This is a genomic window from Pseudomonas sp. IT-232MI5 (assembly GCF_949767845.1).
Lineage (GTDB): Bacteria > Pseudomonadota > Gammaproteobacteria > Pseudomonadales > Pseudomonadaceae > Aquipseudomonas.
This window is the reverse complement of the sequence record NZ_CATKQE010000022.1, coordinates 34,814-57,302: the sequence shown is the minus strand read 5'-3', so window position 1 is coordinate 57,302 and position 22,489 is coordinate 34,814. Positions and strand designations below refer to the sequence as shown.

Annotated in this window: 19 protein-coding genes; 11 read left to right on the top strand and 8 right to left on the bottom strand. The window is 55.5% G+C overall.

The window, feature by feature from the left end; translation table 11 throughout:
- Nucleotides 1-349: 349 nt before the first annotated feature.
- Nucleotides 350-5,245 (top strand): NAD-glutamate dehydrogenase, encoded by a 4,896-nt coding sequence (locus ACM6JQ_RS13530; RefSeq protein WP_414893983.1) that lies wholly within the window; start codon nucleotides 350-352, stop codon nucleotides 5,243-5,245.
- 169 nt (nucleotides 5,246-5,414) lie between these two features.
- Here ACM6JQ_RS13530 and ACM6JQ_RS13525 read toward each other — a convergent pair whose 3' ends face one another.
- From ACM6JQ_RS13525 to ACM6JQ_RS13510, 4 genes are all read right to left on the bottom strand, one after another.
- Nucleotides 5,415-6,128: an ATPase gene (locus tag ACM6JQ_RS13525; protein WP_414893982.1), complete on the bottom strand. Its 714-nt coding sequence runs from the start codon at nucleotides 6,126-6,128 to the stop codon at nucleotides 5,415-5,417.
- Nucleotides 6,129-6,344: 216 nt separating this feature from the next.
- The gene (locus ACM6JQ_RS13520; RefSeq protein WP_414893981.1) at nucleotides 6,345-6,749 is read right to left on the bottom strand and encodes a cupin domain-containing protein; all 405 of its coding nucleotides are present in this window, start codon (nucleotides 6,747-6,749) and stop codon (nucleotides 6,345-6,347) included.
- A gap of 224 nt (nucleotides 6,750-6,973) precedes the next feature.
- Nucleotides 6,974-7,267, bottom strand: coding sequence for a putative quinol monooxygenase (locus ACM6JQ_RS13515; RefSeq protein WP_016984406.1), 294 nt, complete (start codon nucleotides 7,265-7,267; stop codon nucleotides 6,974-6,976).
- A 123-nt stretch (nucleotides 7,268-7,390) separates the two neighbouring features.
- A complete protein-coding gene (locus ACM6JQ_RS13510) occupies nucleotides 7,391-8,824 on the bottom strand; it encodes a PLP-dependent aminotransferase family protein (RefSeq protein WP_414893980.1) in 1,434 nt (477 codons plus the stop codon).
- Between the two features lie 311 nt (nucleotides 8,825-9,135).
- On the opposite strand from ACM6JQ_RS13510, the gene ACM6JQ_RS13505 reads away from it, so the two are divergent.
- The gene (locus tag ACM6JQ_RS13505; RefSeq protein WP_007913931.1) at nucleotides 9,136-9,576 is read left to right on the top strand and encodes a carboxymuconolactone decarboxylase family protein; all 441 of its coding nucleotides are present in this window, start codon (nucleotides 9,136-9,138) and stop codon (nucleotides 9,574-9,576) included.
- Between the two features lie 129 nt (nucleotides 9,577-9,705).
- Here the strand turns inward: ACM6JQ_RS13505 and ACM6JQ_RS13500 are convergent, their stop codons facing one another.
- The gene (locus ACM6JQ_RS13500; protein WP_077573225.1) at nucleotides 9,706-10,020 is read right to left on the bottom strand and encodes a hypothetical protein; all 315 of its coding nucleotides are present in this window, start codon (nucleotides 10,018-10,020) and stop codon (nucleotides 9,706-9,708) included.
- Nucleotides 10,021-10,227: 207 nt separating this feature from the next.
- Here ACM6JQ_RS13500 and ACM6JQ_RS13495 point away from each other — a divergent pair, with 207 nt between their 5' ends.
- From ACM6JQ_RS13495 to ACM6JQ_RS13470, 6 genes are all read left to right on the top strand, one after another.
- Nucleotides 10,228-10,893 (top strand): secretin and TonB N-terminal domain-containing protein, encoded by a 666-nt coding sequence (locus ACM6JQ_RS13495; RefSeq protein WP_038369308.1) that lies wholly within the window; start codon nucleotides 10,228-10,230, stop codon nucleotides 10,891-10,893.
- A complete protein-coding gene (locus ACM6JQ_RS13490; protein WP_095111438.1) occupies nucleotides 10,890-11,441 on the top strand; it encodes an RNA polymerase sigma factor in 552 nt (183 codons plus the stop codon). Before ACM6JQ_RS13495 ends, ACM6JQ_RS13490 begins: the two co-directional genes overlap by 4 nt.
- 31 nt (nucleotides 11,442-11,472) lie before the next feature.
- Nucleotides 11,473-12,411, top strand: a complete 939-nt coding sequence (locus ACM6JQ_RS13485; protein WP_414893979.1) for a FecR family protein — start codon at nucleotides 11,473-11,475, stop codon at nucleotides 12,409-12,411.
- A gap of 780 nt (nucleotides 12,412-13,191) precedes the next feature.
- Complete coding sequence (locus ACM6JQ_RS13480) at nucleotides 13,192-13,560, top strand: hypothetical protein (protein WP_095111436.1); 369 nt, start codon at nucleotides 13,192-13,194, stop codon at nucleotides 13,558-13,560.
- Nucleotides 13,561-13,621: 61 nt separating this feature from the next.
- A complete protein-coding gene (locus ACM6JQ_RS13475) occupies nucleotides 13,622-14,794 on the top strand; it encodes a DUF3800 domain-containing protein (RefSeq protein ID WP_095111435.1) in 1,173 nt (390 codons plus the stop codon).
- The gene (locus ACM6JQ_RS13470) at nucleotides 14,787-15,302 is read left to right on the top strand and encodes a hypothetical protein (protein WP_095111434.1); all 516 of its coding nucleotides are present in this window, start codon (nucleotides 14,787-14,789) and stop codon (nucleotides 15,300-15,302) included. The genes ACM6JQ_RS13475 and ACM6JQ_RS13470 overlap by 8 nt, the downstream gene beginning before the upstream one ends.
- Before the next feature lie 325 nt (nucleotides 15,303-15,627).
- On the opposite strand, the gene ACM6JQ_RS13465 is transcribed toward ACM6JQ_RS13470, so the two are convergent.
- Together ACM6JQ_RS13465 and gspH are read right to left on the bottom strand one after the other, a co-directional pair.
- Entirely contained in the window at nucleotides 15,628-16,236 is a 609-nt protein-coding gene (locus ACM6JQ_RS13465) for a prepilin-type N-terminal cleavage/methylation domain-containing protein (protein ID WP_095111433.1), read from the bottom strand.
- Complete coding sequence (gene gspH, locus ACM6JQ_RS13460; protein ID WP_095111432.1) at nucleotides 16,233-16,685, bottom strand: type II secretion system minor pseudopilin GspH; 453 nt, start codon at nucleotides 16,683-16,685, stop codon at nucleotides 16,233-16,235. The genes ACM6JQ_RS13465 and gspH overlap by 4 nt, the downstream gene beginning before the upstream one ends.
- 120 nt (nucleotides 16,686-16,805) lie before the next feature.
- On the opposite strand from gspH, the gene ACM6JQ_RS13455 reads away from it, so the two are divergent.
- A complete protein-coding gene (locus ACM6JQ_RS13455) occupies nucleotides 16,806-17,237 on the top strand; it encodes a type II secretion system protein N (RefSeq protein ID WP_095111431.1) in 432 nt (143 codons plus the stop codon).
- 146 nt (nucleotides 17,238-17,383) lie between these two features.
- Here ACM6JQ_RS13455 and ACM6JQ_RS13450 read toward each other — a convergent pair whose 3' ends face one another.
- The gene (locus tag ACM6JQ_RS13450; protein WP_095111430.1) at nucleotides 17,384-18,544 is read right to left on the bottom strand and encodes an IS30 family transposase; all 1,161 of its coding nucleotides are present in this window, start codon (nucleotides 18,542-18,544) and stop codon (nucleotides 17,384-17,386) included.
- 386 nt (nucleotides 18,545-18,930) lie between these two features.
- On the opposite strand from ACM6JQ_RS13450, the gene ACM6JQ_RS13445 reads away from it, so the two are divergent.
- Complete coding sequence (locus ACM6JQ_RS13445) at nucleotides 18,931-20,031, top strand: metallophosphoesterase family protein (RefSeq protein WP_095111429.1); 1,101 nt, start codon at nucleotides 18,931-18,933, stop codon at nucleotides 20,029-20,031.
- A 197-nt stretch (nucleotides 20,032-20,228) separates the two neighbouring features.
- A complete protein-coding gene (locus ACM6JQ_RS13440; protein ID WP_095111428.1) occupies nucleotides 20,229-22,190 on the top strand; it encodes a hypothetical protein in 1,962 nt (653 codons plus the stop codon).
- The last annotated feature ends 299 nt before the right edge of the window (nucleotides 22,191-22,489 follow it).

Genomic DNA, 22,489 nt, shown 5'->3' with positions numbered 1-22,489 from the left:
TTCAGACCAGCGTTTTGCGCCACGAGTGCTAGTGTTTACCGGTGCCAAACCCTCGGTTTACGTGCCAATGACCGAATATGTCGCAGCACCGCAAGCAGACACATTGTCGCACCCTTTAAGCTGCGCAACGGATGAGCACCCGTAAAGGCATTGTCGGCACCGCTGGCAGTCGCTTTTGCAGATGCTCATTCTATGGAAGGTGAATGTGACCTGAGTGTCCCGTCCAGCTTCACCCACCTGTCCCCCTGTTTCCTCTGCCCGAGAATCAGGAACAGGGCGACACAAGCCCCGAAAGGGGTGTTGCACGCGACGCTTTCCATCAATAACAAGCTTAAGCGGAGTACCACAGATGGCGTTCTTCACCGCAGCCAGCAAAGCCGACTTCCAGCACCAACTGCAAGCGGCACTGGCGCAGCACATCAGTGAACAGGCACTGCCACAAGTGGCGCTGTTCGCTGAACAATTCTTCGGCATCATTTCCCTGGATGAGCTGACTCAACGTCGCCTCTCCGACCTCGCTGGCTGTACTCTTTCCGCGTGGCGCCTGCTTGAGCGCTTCGATCACGCGCAACCGCAAGTGCGCGTCTACAACCCTGATTACGAGCGTCATGGCTGGCAGTCGACCCATACAGCGGTCGAAGTCCTGCACCACGACCTGCCATTTCTGGTCGACTCGGTCCGCACCGAGCTGAACCGCCGCGGCTACAGCATCCACACCCTGCAAACCACCGTGCTCAGCGTGCGTCGTGGCAGCAAGGGCGAGCTGCTGGAAATCCTGCCAAAAGGCAGCACCGGCGAAGGCGTTCTGCATGAATCGCTGATGTACCTGGAAATCGACCGCTGCGCCAACGCGGCCGAACTGAATGTGCTGAGCAAAGAGCTGGAACAGGTTCTCGGTGAAGTCCGCGTCGCGGTCGCCGATTTCGAGCCGATGAAAGCCAAGGTGCAGGAAATCCTCACCAAACTCGACAACAGCGCGTTCGCCGTCGATACCGACGAAAAGAACGAAATCAAAAGCTTCCTGGAATGGCTGGTGGGCAACCACTTCACCTTCCTCGGCTACGAAGAGTTCGTGGTCACCGATCAGGCCGATGGCGGCCACATCGAGTACGACCAGAACTCCTTCCTCGGCCTGACCAAACTGCTGCGCACCGGCCTGACCTACGAAGACCTGCGCATCGAAGACTACGCCGTTGCCTACCTGCGCGAACCGACCCTGCTGTCGTTCGCCAAGGCTGCGCATCCAAGCCGTGTACACCGTCCGGCCTACCCGGACTACGTGTCGATCCGTGAAATCGACGCTGACGGCAAAGTCATCAAGGAACACCGCTTCATGGGCCTGTACACCTCCTCGGTGTATGGCGAGAGTGTGCGGGTCATCCCGTTCATCCGCCGCAAGGTCGAAGAAATCGAAACGCGCTCCGGCTTCCAGTCCAAGGCTCACCTGGGCAAGGAACTGGCGCAGGTGCTCGAAGTATTGCCGCGTGATGACCTGTTCCAGACTCCGGTCGACGAACTGTTCACCACCGTCATGTCGATCGTGCAGATCCAGGAACGCAACAAGATCCGCGTGTTCCTGCGCAAAGACCCGTACGGTCGTTTCTGCTACTGCCTGGCCTACGTGCCGCGCGACATCTATTCCACCGAAGTTCGCCAGAAGATCCAGCAAGTGCTGATGGAGCGCCTGAAGGCTTCCGATTGCGAATTCTGGACATTCTTCTCCGAGTCGGTACTGGCGCGCGTGCAGTTGATCCTGCGTGTCGACCCGAAAAACCGTCTCGACATCGACCCGGTGCTGCTGGAAAAAGAAGTCGTGCAAGCCTGCCGCAGCTGGCAGGATGATTACGCCGCTCTGACCGTCGAGAGCTTCGGCGAAGCCCACGGCACCAACGTGCTGGCCGACTTCCCGAAAGGCTTCCCGGCCGGCTACCGCGAGCGTTTTGCCGCGCATTCGGCCGTGGTCGACATGCAGCACCTGCTGAGCCTCAACGAAAAAAATCCGTTGGTGATGAGCTTCTATCAGCCGCTCGGTCAGGTCTCCGGCCAGCGCGAGCTGCATTGCAAGCTGTACCACGCCGACACGCCGCTGGCGCTGTCCGACGTCTTGCCGATTCTGGAAAACCTCGGCCTGCGCGTACTGGGTGAATTCCCGTACCGTCTGCGTCACACCAATGGCCGCGAGTTCTGGATTCATGACTTCGCGTTCACTGCCGCGGAAGGCCTGGACCTCGACATCCAGCAACTCAACGACACCCTGCAGGACGCCTTCGTCCACATCGTCCGTGGCGATGCCGAAAACGATGCGTTCAACCGTCTGGTTCTGACCGCCGGCCTGCCATGGCGCGACGTCGCGCTGCTGCGTGCCTACGCGCGTTACCTGAAGCAGATTCGTCTGGGCTTCGATCTGGGTTACATCGCCAGCACCCTGAACAACCACACCGACATCGCTCGCGAGCTGACCCGGTTGTTCAAGACCCGCTTCTATCTGGCGCGCAAACTCGGCAGCGACGATCTGGAAGACAAGCAACTGCGTCTGGAACAAGCGATTCTGACCGCACTGGACGACGTCCAGGTGCTCAACGAAGACCGCATCCTGCGTCGTTACCTCGACCTGATCAAAGCCACCCTGCGGACCAACTTCTATCAGACTGATGCCAACGGCCAGAACAAGTCGTACTTCAGCTTCAAGTTCAACCCGCACGCGATCCCTGAACTGCCGAAGCCAGTGCCGAAGTTCGAAATCTTCGTTTACTCGCCACGCGTTGAAGGCGTGCACCTGCGCTTCGGTAACGTCGCTCGTGGTGGTCTGCGCTGGTCCGACCGTGAAGAAGACTTCCGTACTGAAGTCCTTGGTCTGGTTAAAGCTCAACAAGTGAAGAACTCGGTCATCGTGCCTGTGGGCGCGAAGGGTGGCTTCCTGCCGCGTCGCCTGCCACTGGGCGGCAGCCGTGACGAGATCGCGGCCGAGGGCATCGCCTGCTACCGCATCTTCATCTCCGGTTTGTTGGACATCACCGACAACCTGAAAGACGGCGCACTGGTGCCGCCATTGAACGTGGTTCGCCACGACGATGACGACCCGTACCTGGTAGTCGCGGCGGACAAGGGCACTGCGACCTTCTCCGACATCGCCAACGGCATCGCCATCGACTACGGCTTCTGGCTGGGTGACGCGTTTGCGTCCGGTGGTTCGGCCGGTTACGACCACAAGAAAATGGGCATTACCGCCAAAGGCGCGTGGGTTGGCGTACAGCGTCACTTCCGCGAGCGCGGCATCAATGTTCAGGAAGACAGCATCACTGTTGTGGGCGTCGGCGACATGGCCGGTGACGTGTTCGGTAACGGCTTGTTGATGTCCGACAAGCTGCAACTGGTCGCTGCCTTCAACCACATGCACATCTTCATCGACCCGAACCCGAACCCGGCGACCAGCTTCGTCGAGCGTCAGCGCATGTTCGACCTGCCGCGTTCGGCCTGGACCGACTACGACACCAGCATCATGTCCGAAGGTGGCGGTATCTTCTCGCGCAGCGCGAAGAGCATCGCGATCTCCCCGCAGATGCAGGAACGCTTCGACATCAAGGCTGACAAACTGACCCCGACCGAACTGCTGAACGCCTTGCTCAAGGCACCGGTGGATCTGCTGTGGAACGGCGGTATCGGTACTTACGTCAAAGCCAGCACTGAAAGCCACGCCGATGTCGGCGACAAGGCCAACGATGCACTGCGCGTCAACGGCAACGAACTGCGCTGCAAAGTCGTGGGCGAGGGCGGTAACCTCGGCATGACCCAACTGGGTCGTGTGGAGTTCGGTCTGAATGGCGGCGGTTCCAACACCGACTTCATCGACAACGCCGGTGGCGTCGACTGCTCCGACCACGAAGTGAACATCAAGATCCTGCTGAACGAAGTGGTTCAGGCCGGTGACATGACCGACAAGCAACGCAACCAGTTGCTGGCGAGCATGACCGACGAAGTCGGCAATCTGGTGCTGGGCAACAACTACAAGCAGACTCAGGCCCTGTCCCTGGCGGCCCGTCGTGCCTATGCGCGCATCGCTGAGTACAAGCGTCTGATGAGCGATCTGGAAGGCCGTGGCAAGCTGGACCGTGCCATCGAGTTCTTGCCGACCGAAGAGCAACTGGCCGAGCGTATTGCTGAAGGCCACGGTCTGACCCGTCCTGAGCTGTCGGTGCTGATCTCGTACAGCAAGATCGACCTCAAAGAGCAGCTGCTGGGCTCGCTGGTGCCGGACGATGACTACCTGACCCGCGACATGGAAACGGCGTTCCCGCCGACCCTGGTCAGCAAGTTCTCCGAAGCCATGCGTCGTCACCGTCTGAAGCGCGAGATCGTCAGCACCCAGATCGCCAACGACCTGGTCAACCACATGGGCATCACCTTCGTTCAACGACTCAAAGAGTCGACCGGCATGAGCCCGGCGAACGTCGCTGGCGCTTATGTGATCGTGCGCGACATCTTCCACCTCCCGCACTGGTTCCGTCAGATCGAAGCGCTGGACTACCAAGTCAGCGCTGATGTGCAGCTGGAGCTGATGGACGAGCTGATGCGTCTGGGCCGTCGCGCTACGCGCTGGTTCCTGCGTGCCCGTCGCAACGAGCAGAACGCTGCCCGTGACGTTGCACACTTCGGTCCGCACCTGAAAGAGCTGGGCCTGAAGCTCGACGAACTGCTGAGCGGCGAAATCCGTGAAAACTGGCAGGCGCGTTATCAGGCGTACGTCGAAGCCGGTGTACCGGAATTGCTGGCGCGTATGGTAGCGGGCACCTCGCACCTGTACACCTTGCTGCCGATCATCGAAGCGTCCGACGTGACTGGCCAGAACCCTGCTGAAGTGGCCAAGGCTTACTTCGCTGTGGGCAGTGCGCTGGACATCACCTGGTACCTGCAACAGATCAGCGCACTGCCGGTTGAAAACAACTGGCAAGCCCTGGCCCGTGAAGCGTTCCGTGATGACGTCGACTGGCAGCAACGTGCGATCACCATCTCCGTCCTGCAACAAGGCGACGGCACACTGGACGTGGAAGCACGTCTGGCGCTGTGGATGGAACAGCACGAAAGCATGATCTCGCGCTGGCGCGCCATGCTGGTGGAAATCCGCGCGGCAAGCGGCACGGACTACGCCATGTATGCAGTGGCCAACCGTGAGTTGCTGGATTTGGCGTTGAGCGGGCAAGCGGTCGTGCCTGCGGTTGCTGCGAATGCCGAGCTTGAACTGGCGTAAGTAGTGGTTGAATAAAAAGCCCCGGTGTCGTGAGATGCCGGGGCTTTTTTCTGTCTGAGGGTTTTGTGCTGGCTGTTCCTGCCTCATCGCTGGCAAGCCAGCTCCCACAGGTTTTGTGGCGTTCGCAATACCTGTGGGAGCTGGCTTGCCAGCGATTAGGCTCTTACATTCAATACAACTTTTTATCTTGTTCACTATTGAGCATCGACACTTTATCCGCCGGCCGCGCGACCAAATTGTTGAGCGACTGGTCAAACTTCTGCAACGCCCGAACTTGCACATCCTGCTGCTGATTAATATCGGCAACTATCTCTTCCGACCGCTTGAAGTCCGCCCACACCGGCGTCAGTTCTCGCGCCTCTGAACCTTTCGCCGTACCGATGTAGTTCAACTGCGCATCATAAAAGTCGGCACTGACATCAGCTTTGATGTCGGAACTGCGCGAGGTAATCAACTGGCTGTGGGTATCGACAATCGCCACCACATCCGGTCTGGCTGCGCGCAGGCTCTGCATGTCCGGATACACCGTCACTGAGCCAAACTGACGTTGCAGGGATGCATTGACCCAGTCCACCGCCATGTCCGGTTTCGAGCTGGCGACGTAGGCGTCATGGATCGGCTGCACCAGCAGGCTCTGGCCGAAACCGGTGCCGGCGTTGGCCTGATAGTCGCGCAGGTATTCGCGGTTGGTCTGGGTGCTTGGGCTGTAGACCACGCCGAGCGATACGCCGGGACCGCTTTTTACCTGGGTGGCGCTGCTGCGGCCGGTGGGATGGGGGAGCAGGGTGTCCAGTGAGGAAACGGCTTGAGGCGCGGTGGGTACCGAACAGGCTGACAGCGTTAAAACCGATATCGCCAGTACACTGGTGAACGCAAGTTTCATGGTGTTTCTCCCGTGAAACAACATCAGTCGGAAAGTTTAAAGGTCGTTGGTGACGACCGTTAATTCAGACTAAACCCGTCAACCTGACAATTTGCTGAGTTAAAACGTGTTAGATAGTTTCATTTGCTGTAACCCGGCGCGGTTAATTGCGCCGGGAAATAAAAAGGCGCGAAACGATGATTTGCGCCTCTTTATTTATGGCTGGTTAAACAGCCATCAGTTTTTCAGCGGGATCAGCACTTGCTCATCCGGGGCCAGCACCATGAACACCAGCAACTTGGCGGGTTTGGATTTGCTGGCATTTTTCGACACCAGATGTTCGGAACCGGCCGGTTCGTACCAGAACTGACCCTTCTTGTAGGTGATTGCCTGTTCGCCTTTTACCTGGGAAATCACCTCGCCTTCGAGCACGTAGGCCATGGCGGTGCCGTCGTGTTTATGGGCGATGGAGGATTGGCCGGGTTTGTAGTCGACTTCGATCATCATGGCTTTTTTGCCGGGGGCGTTTTTCAGCATCTGGTCTTGCAGGACGGTGACTTTTTCAGATGGGTCGTGGGCGAAGGCGGCAGAGGCGCAGAGGCTCAGGGCGAGGGCGGCGGCGAAGAAGGGCAGGGCTTTCATGGCGGGTTACCTGTGAGGGTTGGGGTTGCTGATCACAGTAGTCCGCAGGGCAGGGCATTCAAACGGCCAATATTCGGGAAGATCAGGTGACCAATTGGAGGTTATTCAGCGTGTTTGAGTACGCCATCGCTGGCAAGCCAGCTCCCACAGGTTTTGTGTCGTTCATTAAATTATCGAACGACGCTGAACCCTGTGGGAGCTGGCTTGCCAGCGATAGCGTCAGATCAGACGATAGGAAAGCTGTTGAAATCCACACTATTGGCCAACCGACTATCGATCAAGTCAATAAACCCCTGCGCTTCGGGCCGGTTGAAATGCGCTTGCATCGCCGCTTCCGACTGCCAGCGCGCACTAACCGTCCAGCGGTGGCTGTCCTCGGGGCAGCGGTCGACCAGGTAGGAATCGCAGCCTGGCGTTTCGCGCAGGGTTTCGACGATCTTCTGCAGTTGCCTGCCCAGTTCATCCGAGCGGCCGGCGGCAGCTTGCACCTGGACCGTATTGATCACTTCGTTGGACATTGCTCACACTCCTGAATCAGGCCGGACGAATCCTGCTCATTGAGGGATAACGCCTGTGCAGGATAGGCCTGCACCCCCGGAACACCAATAACCAATCGGCGGTTAAATCTTTAGGCCAATCGCTCAGGCGACGTGCTGGAGGATGTCGCGCAGGCGATCCAGCGCAATGTCGATGTCGAGGGTTTCGATAGCACCGAAGCCGAAGTACAGGCCGTTCTTCGCCGGTTGCTGATGATAAAAACCATTGATCGAGTACAGCCCGACTTCAACTTTTTTCGCCAATTCGATCACCAGCGGCAGGTCGATCGGCACCTTGCAGATCACTGCCATATGGAACCCGGCGCTGGCCGGCACCGCCTCCAGCCATGGCGCCAGATCGGTGGCCATGCGCGCGAGAATCCGCTCGCGGCGCTGCGCATAAATCGCATGACAACGGCGGATATGCTTGAGCAGGCAGCCCTCGGCGATGAACTTGGCCAGCGCCCATTGCGGCAGGGTCGAGGCGTGCAGATCGGTGAGCTGCTTGGCGCGGATCACTGCTTCGAGAATCGCCGGCGGCAGAATCGCATAGCCCAGACGCAACTCCGGCAGCAGGGTTTTCGAGAAGGTGCCGACGTAGGCGACGATGCCGCGCTGGTCGAGATTGAACAGCGAATCGGTGGGCCGCCCCTCGTAGCGGAACTCACTGTCATAGTCGTCCTCGATGATGATCGCGCCCAGCTCATGGGCGCGAGCCAGCAAGGCTTCACGGCGCGCCTGACTCATCGGCATGCCCAACGGAAACTGGTGCGACGGCGTGACATAGATGAGTCGGGTGCCATCGGGAATGTGCTCGACCTGAATGCCCTCGGCGTCCACCGGCACGCCGACCACCTCGGCGCCATGGGTACCGAACAGCAGGCGCGCTGGCGGATAACCGGGATCTTCCATCGCCACCAGACTGCCGGGGCTGATCAGCACACGGGTGATCAGGTCCAGCGCCTGTTGCGCGCCGTTGCATACGACGATGTCTTCGTCCTGACAGTTGATCCCGCGGGAAAACGCGATGTGCCGGGCAATCGCATTGCGCAGCGCCGGCAGGCCTTCGGCCACGCTGTAGAAGCCTTTGGACTGGCTCATCTGGCGCATCGCATGGGCGACGCAGCGGCGCCAGTCATCCTGCGGAAACTGGCCCTTGCTGGTGGCGCCACCGATGAAGTCGTAGCGCAGCGAGCCTTCCAGCGTCGGGTGACGCAGAAACACCGGCAGATTGCGCCAGCTCTCGATCACCTCGGCACTGGCCAGTTCAGTGTGGCTTTGCTTGCGCTGGATTTGCGCTGGACGGGCGTTGACGTAAGTGCCTTTGCCGATCACTCCGGTGAGGAAGTTTTCGTAGGTCAGTTGCGCGTAGGTGTCGGAGATGGTCTTGCGCGAGATGCCCAGTTGCTCGGCGAGCAGACGGCTCGGCGGCAACTGCGTGCCAGCGGCCAAGCGCCCGGATTCAATGGCGCCGCGCAGTTGCTGATACAACTGACCGGCAAGATCCTTGCGGCCGTTGATCACGACGTGAAGTTCCATACCGACGAGGCTCCCGAGACTATTTGGCGTGCCCGCCAGATTACCGCTGTTGCGGGACCGGCAATAGTTGCCTACCCGAAAAACCCGAAATTGGCCTAGATCCCCTGTAGGAGTGAGCCTGCTCGCGATGACGGTGGCACATCCGACATCAATGTTGCCTGACACACCGCTATCGCGAGCAGGCTCACTCCTACAGGGATTTGTGCTCGGCTCATGGTGATTGGTGTAGCGGTTTTCCGTGCAATTGGGGCTGTAATGCATCGCTGTCGGCGTTTACGGTGAAGTCATTATTCCGTCTACCGAGAACCGCCATGTCCCCGCGCCTGGATTACTACAACGCTTCGCCCAAGGCGATGAAAGCGATGATTGCCATGGAGGCGCTGACTGCCAACCTCAGTATCGAACAGCCGTTGCTGCAACTGATCCGGATCCGTGCCTCGCAGCTCAACGGCTGCGCCTTCTGCACCGACATGCACTCGGTGGATGCGCGACGGGCCGGGGAGAGTGATCGGCGTTTGTATGCGATTGCGGTGTGGCGCGACAGCAACTTCTTCAACCCGCGTGAGCGTGCGGCGCTGGCCTGGGCCGAGGCGGTGACGTTGTTGGCGGAGAGCCGTGTGCCTGATGAGGTTTATGAGCAGGCCCGTGAGCAATTCAGCGAAGGGGAGTTGGTCGACCTGACCATGGCCGTGACCACCATCAACAGCTGGAATCGTTTGGCCGTGAGTTTCCGCCAAACCCCCAGCGAATGAGCCTGCCCTGATCGTTCCCACGCTCTGCGTGGGAATGCCTCAACGGACGCTCTGCGTTCGGCTCCGGATGGGACGCGGAGCGTCCCGGGCTGCATTCCCACGCGGAGCGTGGGAACGATCGGTGGGGTGTCATTGCGGTGGGCGTTGTGGTTTTACTGATGTGCCAAAGGTATTGCCCATCCGCGTACTGGTCGCCGCCGGTGTCGCGAGGCCAACCTGATTCGGTGGCCGTTTGTTCACCGGCACATTCAGGGCCTCCTGATTCTTCTCCGCCGCCGCAGCGCCTTCCGGGTTGTTGCCCATCTGCTGGCTCAAACAGTCGTAATTCGGCGCCTTGTAGCCGCCGACCGTCACCTCGACACAGCCCAACGGTTCCTCGGCATAAGCGCTCGACAGCGCCATCAACAACAGCCCGCCAAGGCTCAATCGCCACAGTGTGTTCATGCTCGCCTCCTGGCCGGCCCGACGGGGCCGCGCTATGGCTTGAGTCTAGTGCAAGCCTTGCGCAATTCCCGTGATGGTTTTTTTGCACCGCCCGTCACACCAGATTCATAAACAGCCCTCAGGATGACGATTTCCAAGGATTCGTCAGCCGTGCAGCGAGGCAATTCCACGGACGGTTTTCAGCGTTCAACGAGGCTTGTGCGCCGGATGTGTCTGGGGTGGCTGCTTGGTTGTGCGGCGGGCCACGCCATGGCCGACGCGGTGCCGGCGGACTTGCGCATGACGCTGCACATTCCGGCACAGGATCTGGCACACGCGCTGGATCAGTACAGCCTCGCCACCGGCGTTGCGGTGCTGGTCGACAGTCAGTTGAGTCGCGGCCGTCGCTCGCTGGCGGTGGACGGTGAATACACCGCCGCCGATGCCCTGCGTCGATTGCTCGGCGGCAGTGGTTTGATGGCGCGGTATGCCCGCGACGATGCGTTTACCTTGCAAGTGGCGCAGGTCGAAGACGTACCGGCGCCGGCACAAAAACAGACGCCGGAAAGCGTCGCCGTCAATCGCAGTTACGCCACGGCGGTGCAAGCGGCGATCGAGCGCAACCTGTGCCGCTCGCCGCTGACCCGTCCCGGCAGTTATCGCGCGGTGTTGCAGGTCTGGGTTGGCCGCGACGGCTTGGTGCAGCACAACCGGTTGGTCACTTCGACCGGAGATGTACGGCGCGACAACGCGCTGGTGGAAAGTTTTCGCAACCTCAAAATCGACCGGCCGACGCCCAGCGCCTTGCGTCAGCCGGTCACGTTGCTGTTGTTACCGGAGTCGTCAGGGAAACGCATGGAATGCACCAAATGGGAAGGAGTTTCCGGGGGATGAAAGACACCGGACAAGGTTCGATGGTCCAACTGTTCCTGACGTCCTACGAGGACTTTCGGGTGCGCCTGCGCAGGCGTCTCGGTTCGGAAGATCTGGCCAACGACGTGCTGCACGAAACCTACCTGCGGGTCGATCGCATGGAGACGCCGCCGAACGTCCTGCGGCCCAATGCCTACCTCTATCGCATGGCCCTGAACATTGCCGCCGACCGCCGCCAGGCCGATGCGCGCCTGCTCACCGGCGAGGAAGTCGAAGAGCTGCTGCAAATCGGCGATGAAGCCCTCGATCCGGCGCGGGTGGTGGGTGGGCAAAAGGAAATCCAGTCGCTGCTCAGTGCGTTGTACGAGCTGCCCGCACGGCGCCGGAAGATCTTCATCGCGGCGCGCCTGGAAGAGGCGCCGCATCTGGAAATCTCGCAGCGCTTCGGCATTTCCACGCGCATGGTCGAGAAGGAAATCAAAGCTGCGTTGAGCTTCTGCGCGGCGAAACTGGAAAGAAAAGTGTTTCAGCGGTTCGGTCGCGGGGCCGGAAAACCGTCTTCTGAATAGTGCCCGATCAATTCGTTGAGAATCTGCGCGTTTGAACATCTTTCGACTGACATCTGCCGAGCCATCGGCGGCCGACAATCTGCACAGCGAAGCTCGCGACTGGCTGGTCCTGTTGACTTCCGGCCGCGCCACCGTGGGCGACGCCCGGGCCCTGCGCGAATGGTGCGCGCAGAGTGCCGAGCATGCCCGCGCGTTCGAAGAGGCCAAGCGGTTGTGGCAGCAGCTGCAACCGGCCGTGGAGCAAATGCAGGCACCGCGTGGGTTTGGTCGACGTGCGTTTCTCGGTGGGGCGATTGCTGCGTCGGCGGCGTTTTTGCTGGTGCGCGGGACGATTCCTGGTGGTTTTGAAGGGTTGGGCGCTGACTACATTACTGAAGTTGGCCAGCAGCGGCGTTTTGAACCTGTGCAGGGTGTGAGCCTGGAGCTGAACACTCAGACGCGGATCAATCAGCGTGCAGTGTCTGAGGGTGTGCAGGGGTTTGAGCTGGTCAGTGGTGAGGTTGAAGTGCAGACCGTGCGGTTGCCGTTGGCGATGCAGGCTGGGGGAGGGTGGTTGCGCGCGAGTCAGGGGCGTTTCAACTTGCGTAACACTGATCAGCAAGTTTGCGTGACTTGCCTTGATGGTGCGGTTGACGTGGATGTCGAGGGGCGTAGCCTGCGTCTTGAACCGGGGCAGCAGGTGACCTACGACGCGCGGCAGGTTGGCAGTGTGCAGAGTGTCGACACGGCGGCGGTGATGAATTGGCGTCAGCAAGTGTTGGTGTTTAACGGCGCTACGCTGAGCCAGATGATTGATGAGATCAATCGCTATCGGCCGGGGATGTTGTTGTTGCTCAACCGTGAGCTTGGGCAGCGGCGGGTGCAGGCGCGCTTTAGCCTTGATCAGCTCGCTGGCGTTGCGCTGCTGATTCGCGATGCTTATGGCGTCAAATGCACTGAGCTGCCGGGTGGTGTTGTCGTTTTGAGCTAGTGGGTTTGATTGGGTACATATCCGTTGCTGCGGTTATGGCTGCTTAGGGTTCCGCCCTTACGGCGGGTCACTTTTTCCAGACGCCGAAAAAGTAACCAAAAAGGCTTGCTCCTACGTGCGGCCCGCTCGCTAAAGCTCGGGGTTCCTTCGCTGCGGGATCCATCCGGGCGCATCGCCTACGGTTTGCTTCGCTGCACCTCCTCTCGATGCATTTGGCTGCGCCAAACGGTCGCTGCGCTCCCACCCCCGGATGAATCCCTCCACTCAGCCTTCCGACGTCGCCCGTGGATCAAGATCAAGATCAAGAGCTGCAGCCGAGCTAACGCTCATCCTGTTGAGTGGGGCGGCTTTGCCGCTTGGGTTGTACGCACATTAAAACTGTGGGAGCGAGCCTGCTCGCGAAGACGGCCTGCCAGCCGACCAATCCCCAGCTGACTCCACCCAACCCCTGTGGGAGCTGGCTTGCCAGCGATGACGGCCTGCCAGTCAACCAATCCTTAACTGACCTCACACGATCCAATTGTAGGAGTGAGCCTGCTCGCGATGACGGCCTCACAGCCAACCAATCCCCAACTGACTGCCGCCAATCCCAATGTAGTAGTTAGCTAGATTAGTTGTAGATGCTCAAGTCCAGATAGCAGATGCGAAGGACAAGTTTGTACGGCGCTCCGAGGGTGTTCTGATTTGTCGTGAAAGTGCGGGAGTATCTGATGAGTATGGTTGATGGCTTTTAGCCTCGATGCCAGCTAGATTTAGAGCTTTCCACGATCAAGGAAGGATATGAAAAAGCTCATTGCAGTTATGGGGATGTGTGTAGCACTTGGCGGTTGCGCTACGTCGCACTACACCGTAGGCCGAGACTTTCCGTCCGCTAGTGTGACGAACATTACCAAAGGCAAAACTACGACGGCCGAATTGAAGTCGCTGTTCGGTGAGCCATACACCAAGAGCGCAGTCAGCGAGACTGACGAGAAGTGGATCTACACCTATACCAACGGCTCAGCCCATGCTCAAAGCTATGTGGTCACCATGAAGGTGACGACTACTGGCACTCAGAAAACTCTCGACGTCCTGATCCGTAATGACGTAGTCATCAACTACACCTTCAGCGAAGGCCCCGCTCCAGGCACTACCACTGCGACGAACTGAGATCGCCTCTTCGCCGTTGGGCGACCCACCGCGCTCAGTAAGTTGTTGATGGAGCAAGATCATGGACAGAACATATGCCTTCGTGGATGAGTCCGGGAATGCCGACCTTGATACGTCAAAGGGAGGAAGTTCGGGCTACTTCATCGTGTGCTCCATTCTAGTGGCAGAGAAAGACCTGGGAGCTGCTTTTGCCCAAGCTGAAGCACTTCGCATGCGCCATTTTCAAACAGGCGAGATCAAATCCAGCAATCTGAAGCCCAAGGATTCAGATCGCCGTGCCCGAATCCTCAACGAGCTAGCCGAGCTTCCATTCAAGCTCTATTTCACCATCGTTGATAAGTCTCGAATTCACAAAGACGGCGGCCTCCGCATCAAAACCTCGTTCATAAAATACGTGAACGGATTGCTATATGAACGTTTATTCCGTGCATACCCTGACCTCCAGATGATCGTAGACGAGCATGGTGGCCAGGAGTTTCAGGAGAGCCTAAAAAGCTACGTTGCAGAACGTTTCGTCGACGACCTATTTGGCGATAAGGATGCCTTCCAGACGATAGCCAGTAAGGACAACGTTTTGGTTCAGGTTGCAGATTTTTTTGCTGGCTCAGTAGCTCAGATTTACGAGGAGAAAGCATCGGAAGAAGTACTTCTTGCCTACAAGAAAATCCTTCGCAGCCTAACTCTTGGAATGCTGGAATGGCCATCCAAGTACCAGTCTCTTCTGCCGCCGCCGACGGATGAGTCTGGGTATGCTGACTACCAGGTACACCAAGAAGCTCTCCGCCAGGCCGACCGTTTTAGCGAGCGCGTTGGTAAGCACCCTGATGAGGATCAACGTCTTCAGCTAAGCATCCTGCGGTTCTTGAGATTCCAAAGCGAATTCGTCACGAAGGACTACGTTCTGACCACGGAGATCATGGCCCATCTAAAAGACAGCGGATTGGGAGAGGTCAACGGCCAGAGAATTCGCTCCAGTGGCATTGCCAAGCTTCGGGATGCAGACGTCATCATCACAAGCGCAGCTAAGGGTTACAAGATTCCGCAGACGCGTGCGGACATCAATGAGTTTCTTGAACGGGCGTCAGGAATAGTCGTTCCTCTACTGGAGAGGGTCAAAAAGGCTCGAGAAGTTTATCGGCTGAGCAGTCGAGGAGAATATGACATCGTGACGACAGCCAACCTTAATGAATTGGCCAAGCTACTCGCTGCCCTAGAAGCATTTGCGGATGAATGAACTCAGGCATTGCAACGAACCTCAGCAGACTGCTTTGATTCAGGATGAAATCCTGGAAATTATGAAAGAGGCCAAGGTGCTTGCGCGCCGATTCTATAGCCTGACCGGCAAGCCGTTGGGTGTGACCGGCGAGGTGGCAGAGTATGAAGCTGCCACTAGACTCGGCCTGTCACTACATCCTGCAAGGCAGGCAGGTTACGACGCTACCGAGATACTGGAAGATGGCGTAGCGAGAATCCAGATCAAGGGCCGCTGTATCCTGAACCCGCTAAAGATTACGGGCCGTATGGGGGCAATTGACCTACGACACCCGTTCGATTTTGTGCTCTTGGTGCTGCTTGATTCTGAGTTCAACGCATTTGCAATGTACGAAGCGAGTCGTGCCAAGGTCGAAGCAGCTCTGACTTTGCCAGGTTCCAAAGCCAGAAATGAACGTGGTGCGTTGGCTATCAGGCAATTTATGTCGATAGCCACGTTGCGCTGGGCTCGCCATAAGCCTAGCGACTGAGAGAGTTAAATGCCGTCTTGACGCCGAGTGCTACGGATATGTCCCGTATGACGTGCAAGTCTAATGTCCCCAATACGGCGCATTAATCATCACTTTTAGGGTTAATGCTCCCGTTCGGGCTGTCTCAGAGTTCGTCCTCATATCATCGAAGAAGTTCGAGGCTAGCTAGCTTGCCAGCGATGGCGCCCTGACAGCCGAAGATTTTCTATCTAGTTTGCTCAATTGCTATAAGAGATGTCGAAGACTGCGATCTTTTGATCTTGCTTTGATGTTGAGAAACAAAGGTCAAAAATCTCTATTCGGCTACTCTGGTACGGGAATCTATTCAGTTCAGTGGGCCTATCACCTGCCGATACCTCTCAACCCCCTGCGCCGTCTGCCGGGTCAGCCGAATCTCCAGCCCCAACGGATTCTCCCGCCGATTGCCACTCAGCTGCCGCCACCCCTTGTCCGGTTCCCAAACCCGCACCTGCGCATCGCTGACCTCGCTCAATACCGCCACGCCATCGGTCGGCGCCGGCAATGGATACCGACTCCGCGCCGCCGCCACCGCACGGTACAACGTGTCGCCCTTAAGCCACCAACGCACCCGCTGCAAAGCCCCAGGCTGGTCAGCCGCCGTGCGAATGATATCCAGCCGAAACCCCTTGCTGTCACTGCTACGCACAGTCATCGCGGGCGGTGCCGTCACCGGCTCATCGTCCGCGCCGACTTTCTTCGGCTCACTCAATTCAATGCCCGCACGCATGTCCACATCCCGCTGCAACTGATTCAACGTCCGCAGCAGGGCGTCACTCTGTTCACCACTGGCCTGCAAATGACTGTCCGCCCGCGTCACACTGTCCAGCCCACGCCAGGCAATCAAACTCACCACCGCCATCAGCAGAATCGCGACCATCACCTCGATCAGCGTAAAACCCTGTTGGCCCTTCATTGCACACGAATCCGGCCAGCGCCATCGCGCAGGACACTCAACTGATTGGCGCCATCGGACAACGTCAGTTGCAGCGGCGGATTGATCCACTCAGCGTTAAGCACGACTTTCTGTTTCGGCTCGACCCGCACCTGCACCTTCGGGCTCTGCCACGGCCGCGGGCGCAATTGCGCATCGTCATTGAAATGTTCGAAACCCTTGCCGCTGTCACTGCGCCGGCTGAAGCGAAACCCCTTGGCATCGCTGACCCACGCAATCGGCCGGCCATCCGCCCGCGCCTCGGCCTGTGCCACTTGCAGCAGTTGCGCCACACGTTCGGCGTCCTTGCGCAGCAATTGCAGCGGATCGGGCTTGATACTCAAGCTGATCGCCGCACTGGCGATGCCGATGATCACCAGCACCACCATCAGCTCGATCAGGGTAAAGCCCTGTTGCTTGCCCACGTTCATCGGTTGCGCGCTCCTTTGCGTCGACGTTCATCCTGCACGGCCAACATGTAAGGCGTGTGAAATAAAACCGTGAGAATTGCCGCGTAGTCTGTCAGGTGGGACTAAAAGGAGATTCAGCCCATGACATTCGCCACACGCTTTTCGCCACCACAAATGATCCAGGCCCTGGCCCTGCTGGCCACACTGGTCGGCGTGGCGACCTGGTCGTCACTGCTGCTGACCACCGCCGAATCCCACACCCCGACCGCCGCCCCACAATTGATCGCTGCGCGCAGCGACAGCCCGGCGTTGCAGTGGTTTTCCAATCAAACAGCGCCAGTGGACATCAAGGTGAGCGGGGTGATGGCGGGGAGTCGGGGGGCGGTGGCGATACTGAGCCTGAACGATGGGCCGCCGCGTAGTTTTTTGCAGGGGGAGAAGGTTGGGCCTGGGGTGAAGTTGCTGGCGGTGGAGGGGGATGGGGTGGTGATTGAGCAGGGTGGGGAGCGGGTGCGGTTGGGGGTGGAGAGGTTGCCGGAGGGGGTGGTTTTGCCTAGGTTGGTGAGACCGTGATTTGGGGAGTTGAGCTCATTTGTTTTGGTCGTTTGGTTGAGGGCAGTTCGACCGTCTCAGCAAAAAAATGAACTGAGAAGCAGAGTATTTGTTGTTGCCTTCGACCAGAAGTAGGTCGTTATGAATGGCCGCTATCGGCTGTGGATTCAGCCGGTGGACGCAACAGATTGGCTAAATCGTTCAGCGGGCGTTTCGTAGTTTAGTGTTTTTCGAGGGCGGTTATTTAGCTGCCTTGCTACTTCATTGAGTGTGGCTTGCGAGTGATCTGCAAGGTCAGTCCCTTTCGGGAAGTACTGCCTTAACAACCCGTTGGTGTTCTCATTCGATCCCCGTTGCCAAGGACGATGAGGATCGCAGAAGTAGACCTTTATGTCGGTAGCCACCGTAAAGCGCTTATGGTCAGCCATCTCTTTGCCACGATCCCACGTCAGCGATTTGTAGAGTTCTTGGGGTAAGTCGCGGGCGTTTTCGATCAGGGCGCTGATGACCGTCTCGCTATCCTTACCGACCAACTTCATCAGCATTACGTAGCGGGTATGACGCTCTACAAGAGTGGCAATTTGGCTGTTTCTGCTACCGCACAGGAGGTCACCCTCCCAGTGACCTGGCACCGCTCGATCCTTAACTGTGGCCGGGCGTTCACGGATCGATACCGCGTCTGTGATGCGACCGTGATTTTCTTTCTTCTGAGTGTGATGGCGCGAGCGACGCATGGCTCGCGTCCGCCGTAAATGCTCAAGCAACTCCTTCTTCAGAGCCCCGCGAGCCTGTATGAAGAGGGTGCGATAGATCGTCTCGTGTGACACCTGATAGCTCGTATCGTCCGGGTAGGATCGCTTCAGCCAGCCGGCAATTTGTTCCGGTGACCACTGCAATTGAAGCTTGTCTGCAACAATTTGCGCCACCGCTCGGTTCTCAACAAGCTTGCAGACCTTAGGCCGATGCGCGCGATCCCAAGCAGCCTGATCAGCTTGATTAGCCCGGTAGCATCCTTGACCACCGTTGCGTCTGATCTCACGGCTAACGGTCGAGGCTGCTCGCCCTAGCAGTGCAGCTATGGAGTGGACCGAGTTACCTGCAACCACCGCACGCGAAATCTCTTCGCGCTCAGCCAACGTCAGCGCCAATCTGGACCTGCGCCGTACAGCGGGTCTGATACCCCCTGTTTCCGCCAAGATGCGCTGTATCGATGAGTGGTTTCGATCAAATAATTGGGCGATCTGCTGGAGAGAGTCGCCTTTCTGCCAGTGATCCCACATCAGTTTTTTCTGGCTGTCGGTGTAATAAATCCGAGGTCTCTGCTTCATCTGCAACACTCCTTCTGCTTACACAGAATTTAGTCATGTTGCGTCCACCGGTTGAATCCACAGCCAATAGCGGACATTCCGAGTCGTCCGCTTCCCCCCTCAAATTTGCGAAAAAATACCGCACCATAATTCCGATTGCGATGCGACAGCCAATCAGGAGAAGAATTGATAGCGCTGCGGTTGCAAATTTCAGGAGTTATGTGACTTGTTCGCCCTATTTGGAGCTGTGGTTAAGCGCTCAGCAGGAGGGCGAGCATCAGTTGGAATTTCATGCCTATGCACACTGATGGACTAGCTATCTTGCATGATGTGCTGGCAATACGATATCTTCGCCACAGAAAATAGCTCACGTAGACGGAACTCATCGGATAATTTAAGAGGTTTAGATGGCAAACCAGGAGTATTTGAGCTGGTTACACATCAGCGACTTTCACGTTGGAATGAAAGGCGCTGGCCTGCTATGGACACAAATAAAACAGCGAATGATCGAAGATATCATCAATCATTCCACGAGACATGGTGCAATTGATTTAGTCATATTCTCTGGTGACATCGTTCAAAAGGGTGAAGAGGCGGAGTTCAATTTAGCCCTCAAAGAGCTGGTTGAACTATGGGAGGCATTCGAGACTGTGGGCCCTCCCCCTAAGCTTTTCTTAGTTCCAGGTAATCATGACCTTGTGCGGCCTTCAAAAACAGACCCAATCGCGCTCGCAGTAGCTGCATATAATGCTGAGCTGGAAGTGGCAATCTTTGAAAAAAAACACGATCACTACATTCAGGGCATTGAAAAAAGCTTCCACAACTATACATCTTTTTTAGCAAAACTAACCAATTCCGGCATCCCTGTAATATCAGATAAAAAAGGGGTTCTACCGGGCGATCATTCAGCTATTTTTGAAAAGTCAGGGGTGAGCGTTGGTCTGGTTGGAATTAACTCCAGCTGGACTCATATATTTGATGGAGACATGCAGGGTAAATTATCACTCAGCCATCACCAATTGTTCAACTCCGTAGACGGAAACCTCCCTCAATGGATTGACAATAACGACATAAACTTGATAGTGACACATCACCCAGCAAACTGGTTTACCGAGCACTCGCAGGAAGTATTTCTCAACGAAGTATCACCATCCGGTTGGTTTGACGCACATCTTCATGGCCACATGCACGAGTCGATGTCGAAATCAGAATCAATAAATAGTTCGCCCGGTAGGCTCTCAATACAAGTAGCTTCGCTATTTGGCCTTGATAGTTACGGCACAGCCAAAAAGATCAGAACGCATGGGTATTATTTCGCTAAAATCTGCTTGGTAGAACATAAATATACTTCTTGGCCAAGAAAGGCAATTCAAGTTGGCGGTGGCGGTTGGCAAATTAAGAAAGATCAGATTGCAGTTCCTGATGATGAGCAATCGAGCAACACAGCAGACATAATACTAAATTCTAAAAAAGCTCAAAAAAAAAGTCCAAAGAACTTCCAGTCTTAACGTCCGACATCTCCTCGAAAGCTGAAAGAAATTCTGAATTAAAGATAATTGATACCGAAACCAGTCACTTAAAACTGCAGTATGAGCCACCTAGATTCAAGCAGCACTATCTTGAAGCTGTTGGTAAATTTGCGGTTCGGCAAGCAATATACTTTCTGGAAACTGAAAAATGCTTTTGGAGTATTGCACATTGGGATATGTACGGAAATGAATTCCTTAGCTGCATCAAAAATCAAGCACCACAGCTTTTAGATAAAATCTTCCAGTTAGACTTAGACGACTTCATCGATCTTGCAACGCTGGATCTAAAACTCTTAAATCAAATCAACCTTAGCACGAAGGATTTTTGTACAAAACTCGCAAGCATTAAAAATTCGACACTCTTGATCGATAATATTTATGAGCAAAACATTGATCAAGGCTCCATGCAAGCAGCCCTATATATTAGTAATATTCTCAGAGAGGTTGCACCCGAAACGAACATTATCTTCAGAAGTAAATTTATTATTAAAAGCGCACCATGGGCTCCAATCCTAATACAGCCTATGAATGAGCCGGACATGAATAAGTTCATACTTTCAAATTCTGAATTTAATGTCCCTGAAAGCATAATCTCTTCAGGAGAGATATATAGGCTTTCTGGAGGGAGACCGGGAAGCGTTGAGCGCATAATTTCACAAATGGAGCATACAAGGTTTTCAGAACTGGTAAATGAAACTTCTGCCACCGCTTTGCGAAATATAGATAGCAGCACTATCCCCGTATCTATCAAGATAAAAATTGATACCATTAAAGCAGAGCATAGCGACTCCCTATATCAGCTATTACTTTGCTTGGCCATATTTCCTTATGGCGAAGATTTCAGCCACATCCGATATTTTGACAGGACCAAACCGTTTTACGCAAAGCACTCTATCGAATTAAGCAAAAAAGGGCTGATTGAGGTCTCTAGATATACCGACTATGGCGAGATGGAGGTTGAAGCTCCTAAAATAGTACGAGAACTCACTCAAAGTCAAAGCTATGTGCAATCGCTACTCACAGTAGAGAGCTATAAGGATTTTACTGAAAAGGCATTGACCGCATATTTTGGCAACTGGAAAATTAAGGAGTACGAGTTAGGTAGCAGCTTTAGTCATAAAGTTTTGACCGAATATGAATACTCATTCAATAATGCCACATGTCTCTTAAGGCGTCACTTTAATGATGCAATAGCTGAAAGCGACTCTAAACTTATCTCGAATGCCCTAGACTTGATAAACTTTTATACATCAAGATTGGATAAAATCTGTAACTTTAGAAATATTTGCAATTTCTGCCACGCCATAATTCCTCATTTGATAAAATTTTCTTATATTCGAGCGTCTCAGGATATCTTATTTAGATACGCAAATAGCATGCGTATGCTGAATAGCTTTGACGAAGCCTTGGTGATTTATGAACTCTTGGAGAAATTGGAGACCCAAACAAATCAGCGACTTGCTAGTGTGTGGCTAAATACTGCCATGCTATACTATGAAACCGATCGAAAAGCTAAAGCCATTAAGTTTGCAAGACAAGCTTCCAATCTATCGGATAAAAATGCTACCTATTTTCATGCTCAGTCAATCCTCACTGTATTGGATTCAAAAGATAACAAAGCTTCTAGACTTGAAAGAATTAAGGGCCGGTGCTTGAGGGATGCTCACCATGTTACGGCTAACAATATTTCTTTACGTTTAGCAGCTAAATTCCAAAAGCCAGAAGTGCGTATTGAAACATATCGGCAGATGGCCGATACGGCTATTGGGAAAGGCGATCGATTCAACTATGTCAAGGCGACTATAAGCTATCTTGAAATCGTGCATAAAACTCAGCACAAAATTCATAAAAATTACTTGAGCCAGTTACTTACCTGTTATCAATACGTGACGTCCCAAAGGCTGATTAACTTATTCACAAGATCTCACAGCTTGCTTTGGGAGCATTACCTCTCCCAAAGCGACATTAGATGGTTGGGAAGGATTTTTTGCTATAGCTCTCCAACATTCAGATTGGCGAACTTGGATGAAACTGAAAGAAAATATCTTTCAGAGTTAATGGAGCTAGGAGTCCTAGACTCGCCGGCTCTAGAGGAATCGGAGCGTTACTACATACAGCGACGAGCATTCGAGATTTAGTAATGGCAACTAGCTTATCTTGGTGTTGATCAGCTGCACGGATTGGAAAACCGCAAACTCGCTGATTAGTGCTGTGTCGCTCATAGCCTTGAATCGGTCCTGATTTCCTAGACGCTTCCGTCTGACTGCTGCTGGCCGGTAGCGGTAGCGGTCGCTGCCGATGTCCGCTTCTGGCCGCATGCGGTCGCTCTTGGCGTAGAAGATGGCTGCCGTGACTCCAGCGGGCAGCTTATCCCATTCCGAAACGCCTCCATGTCTGCAGACGTAGATCTATGCAAAATCAAGTCTTCTCAATATCA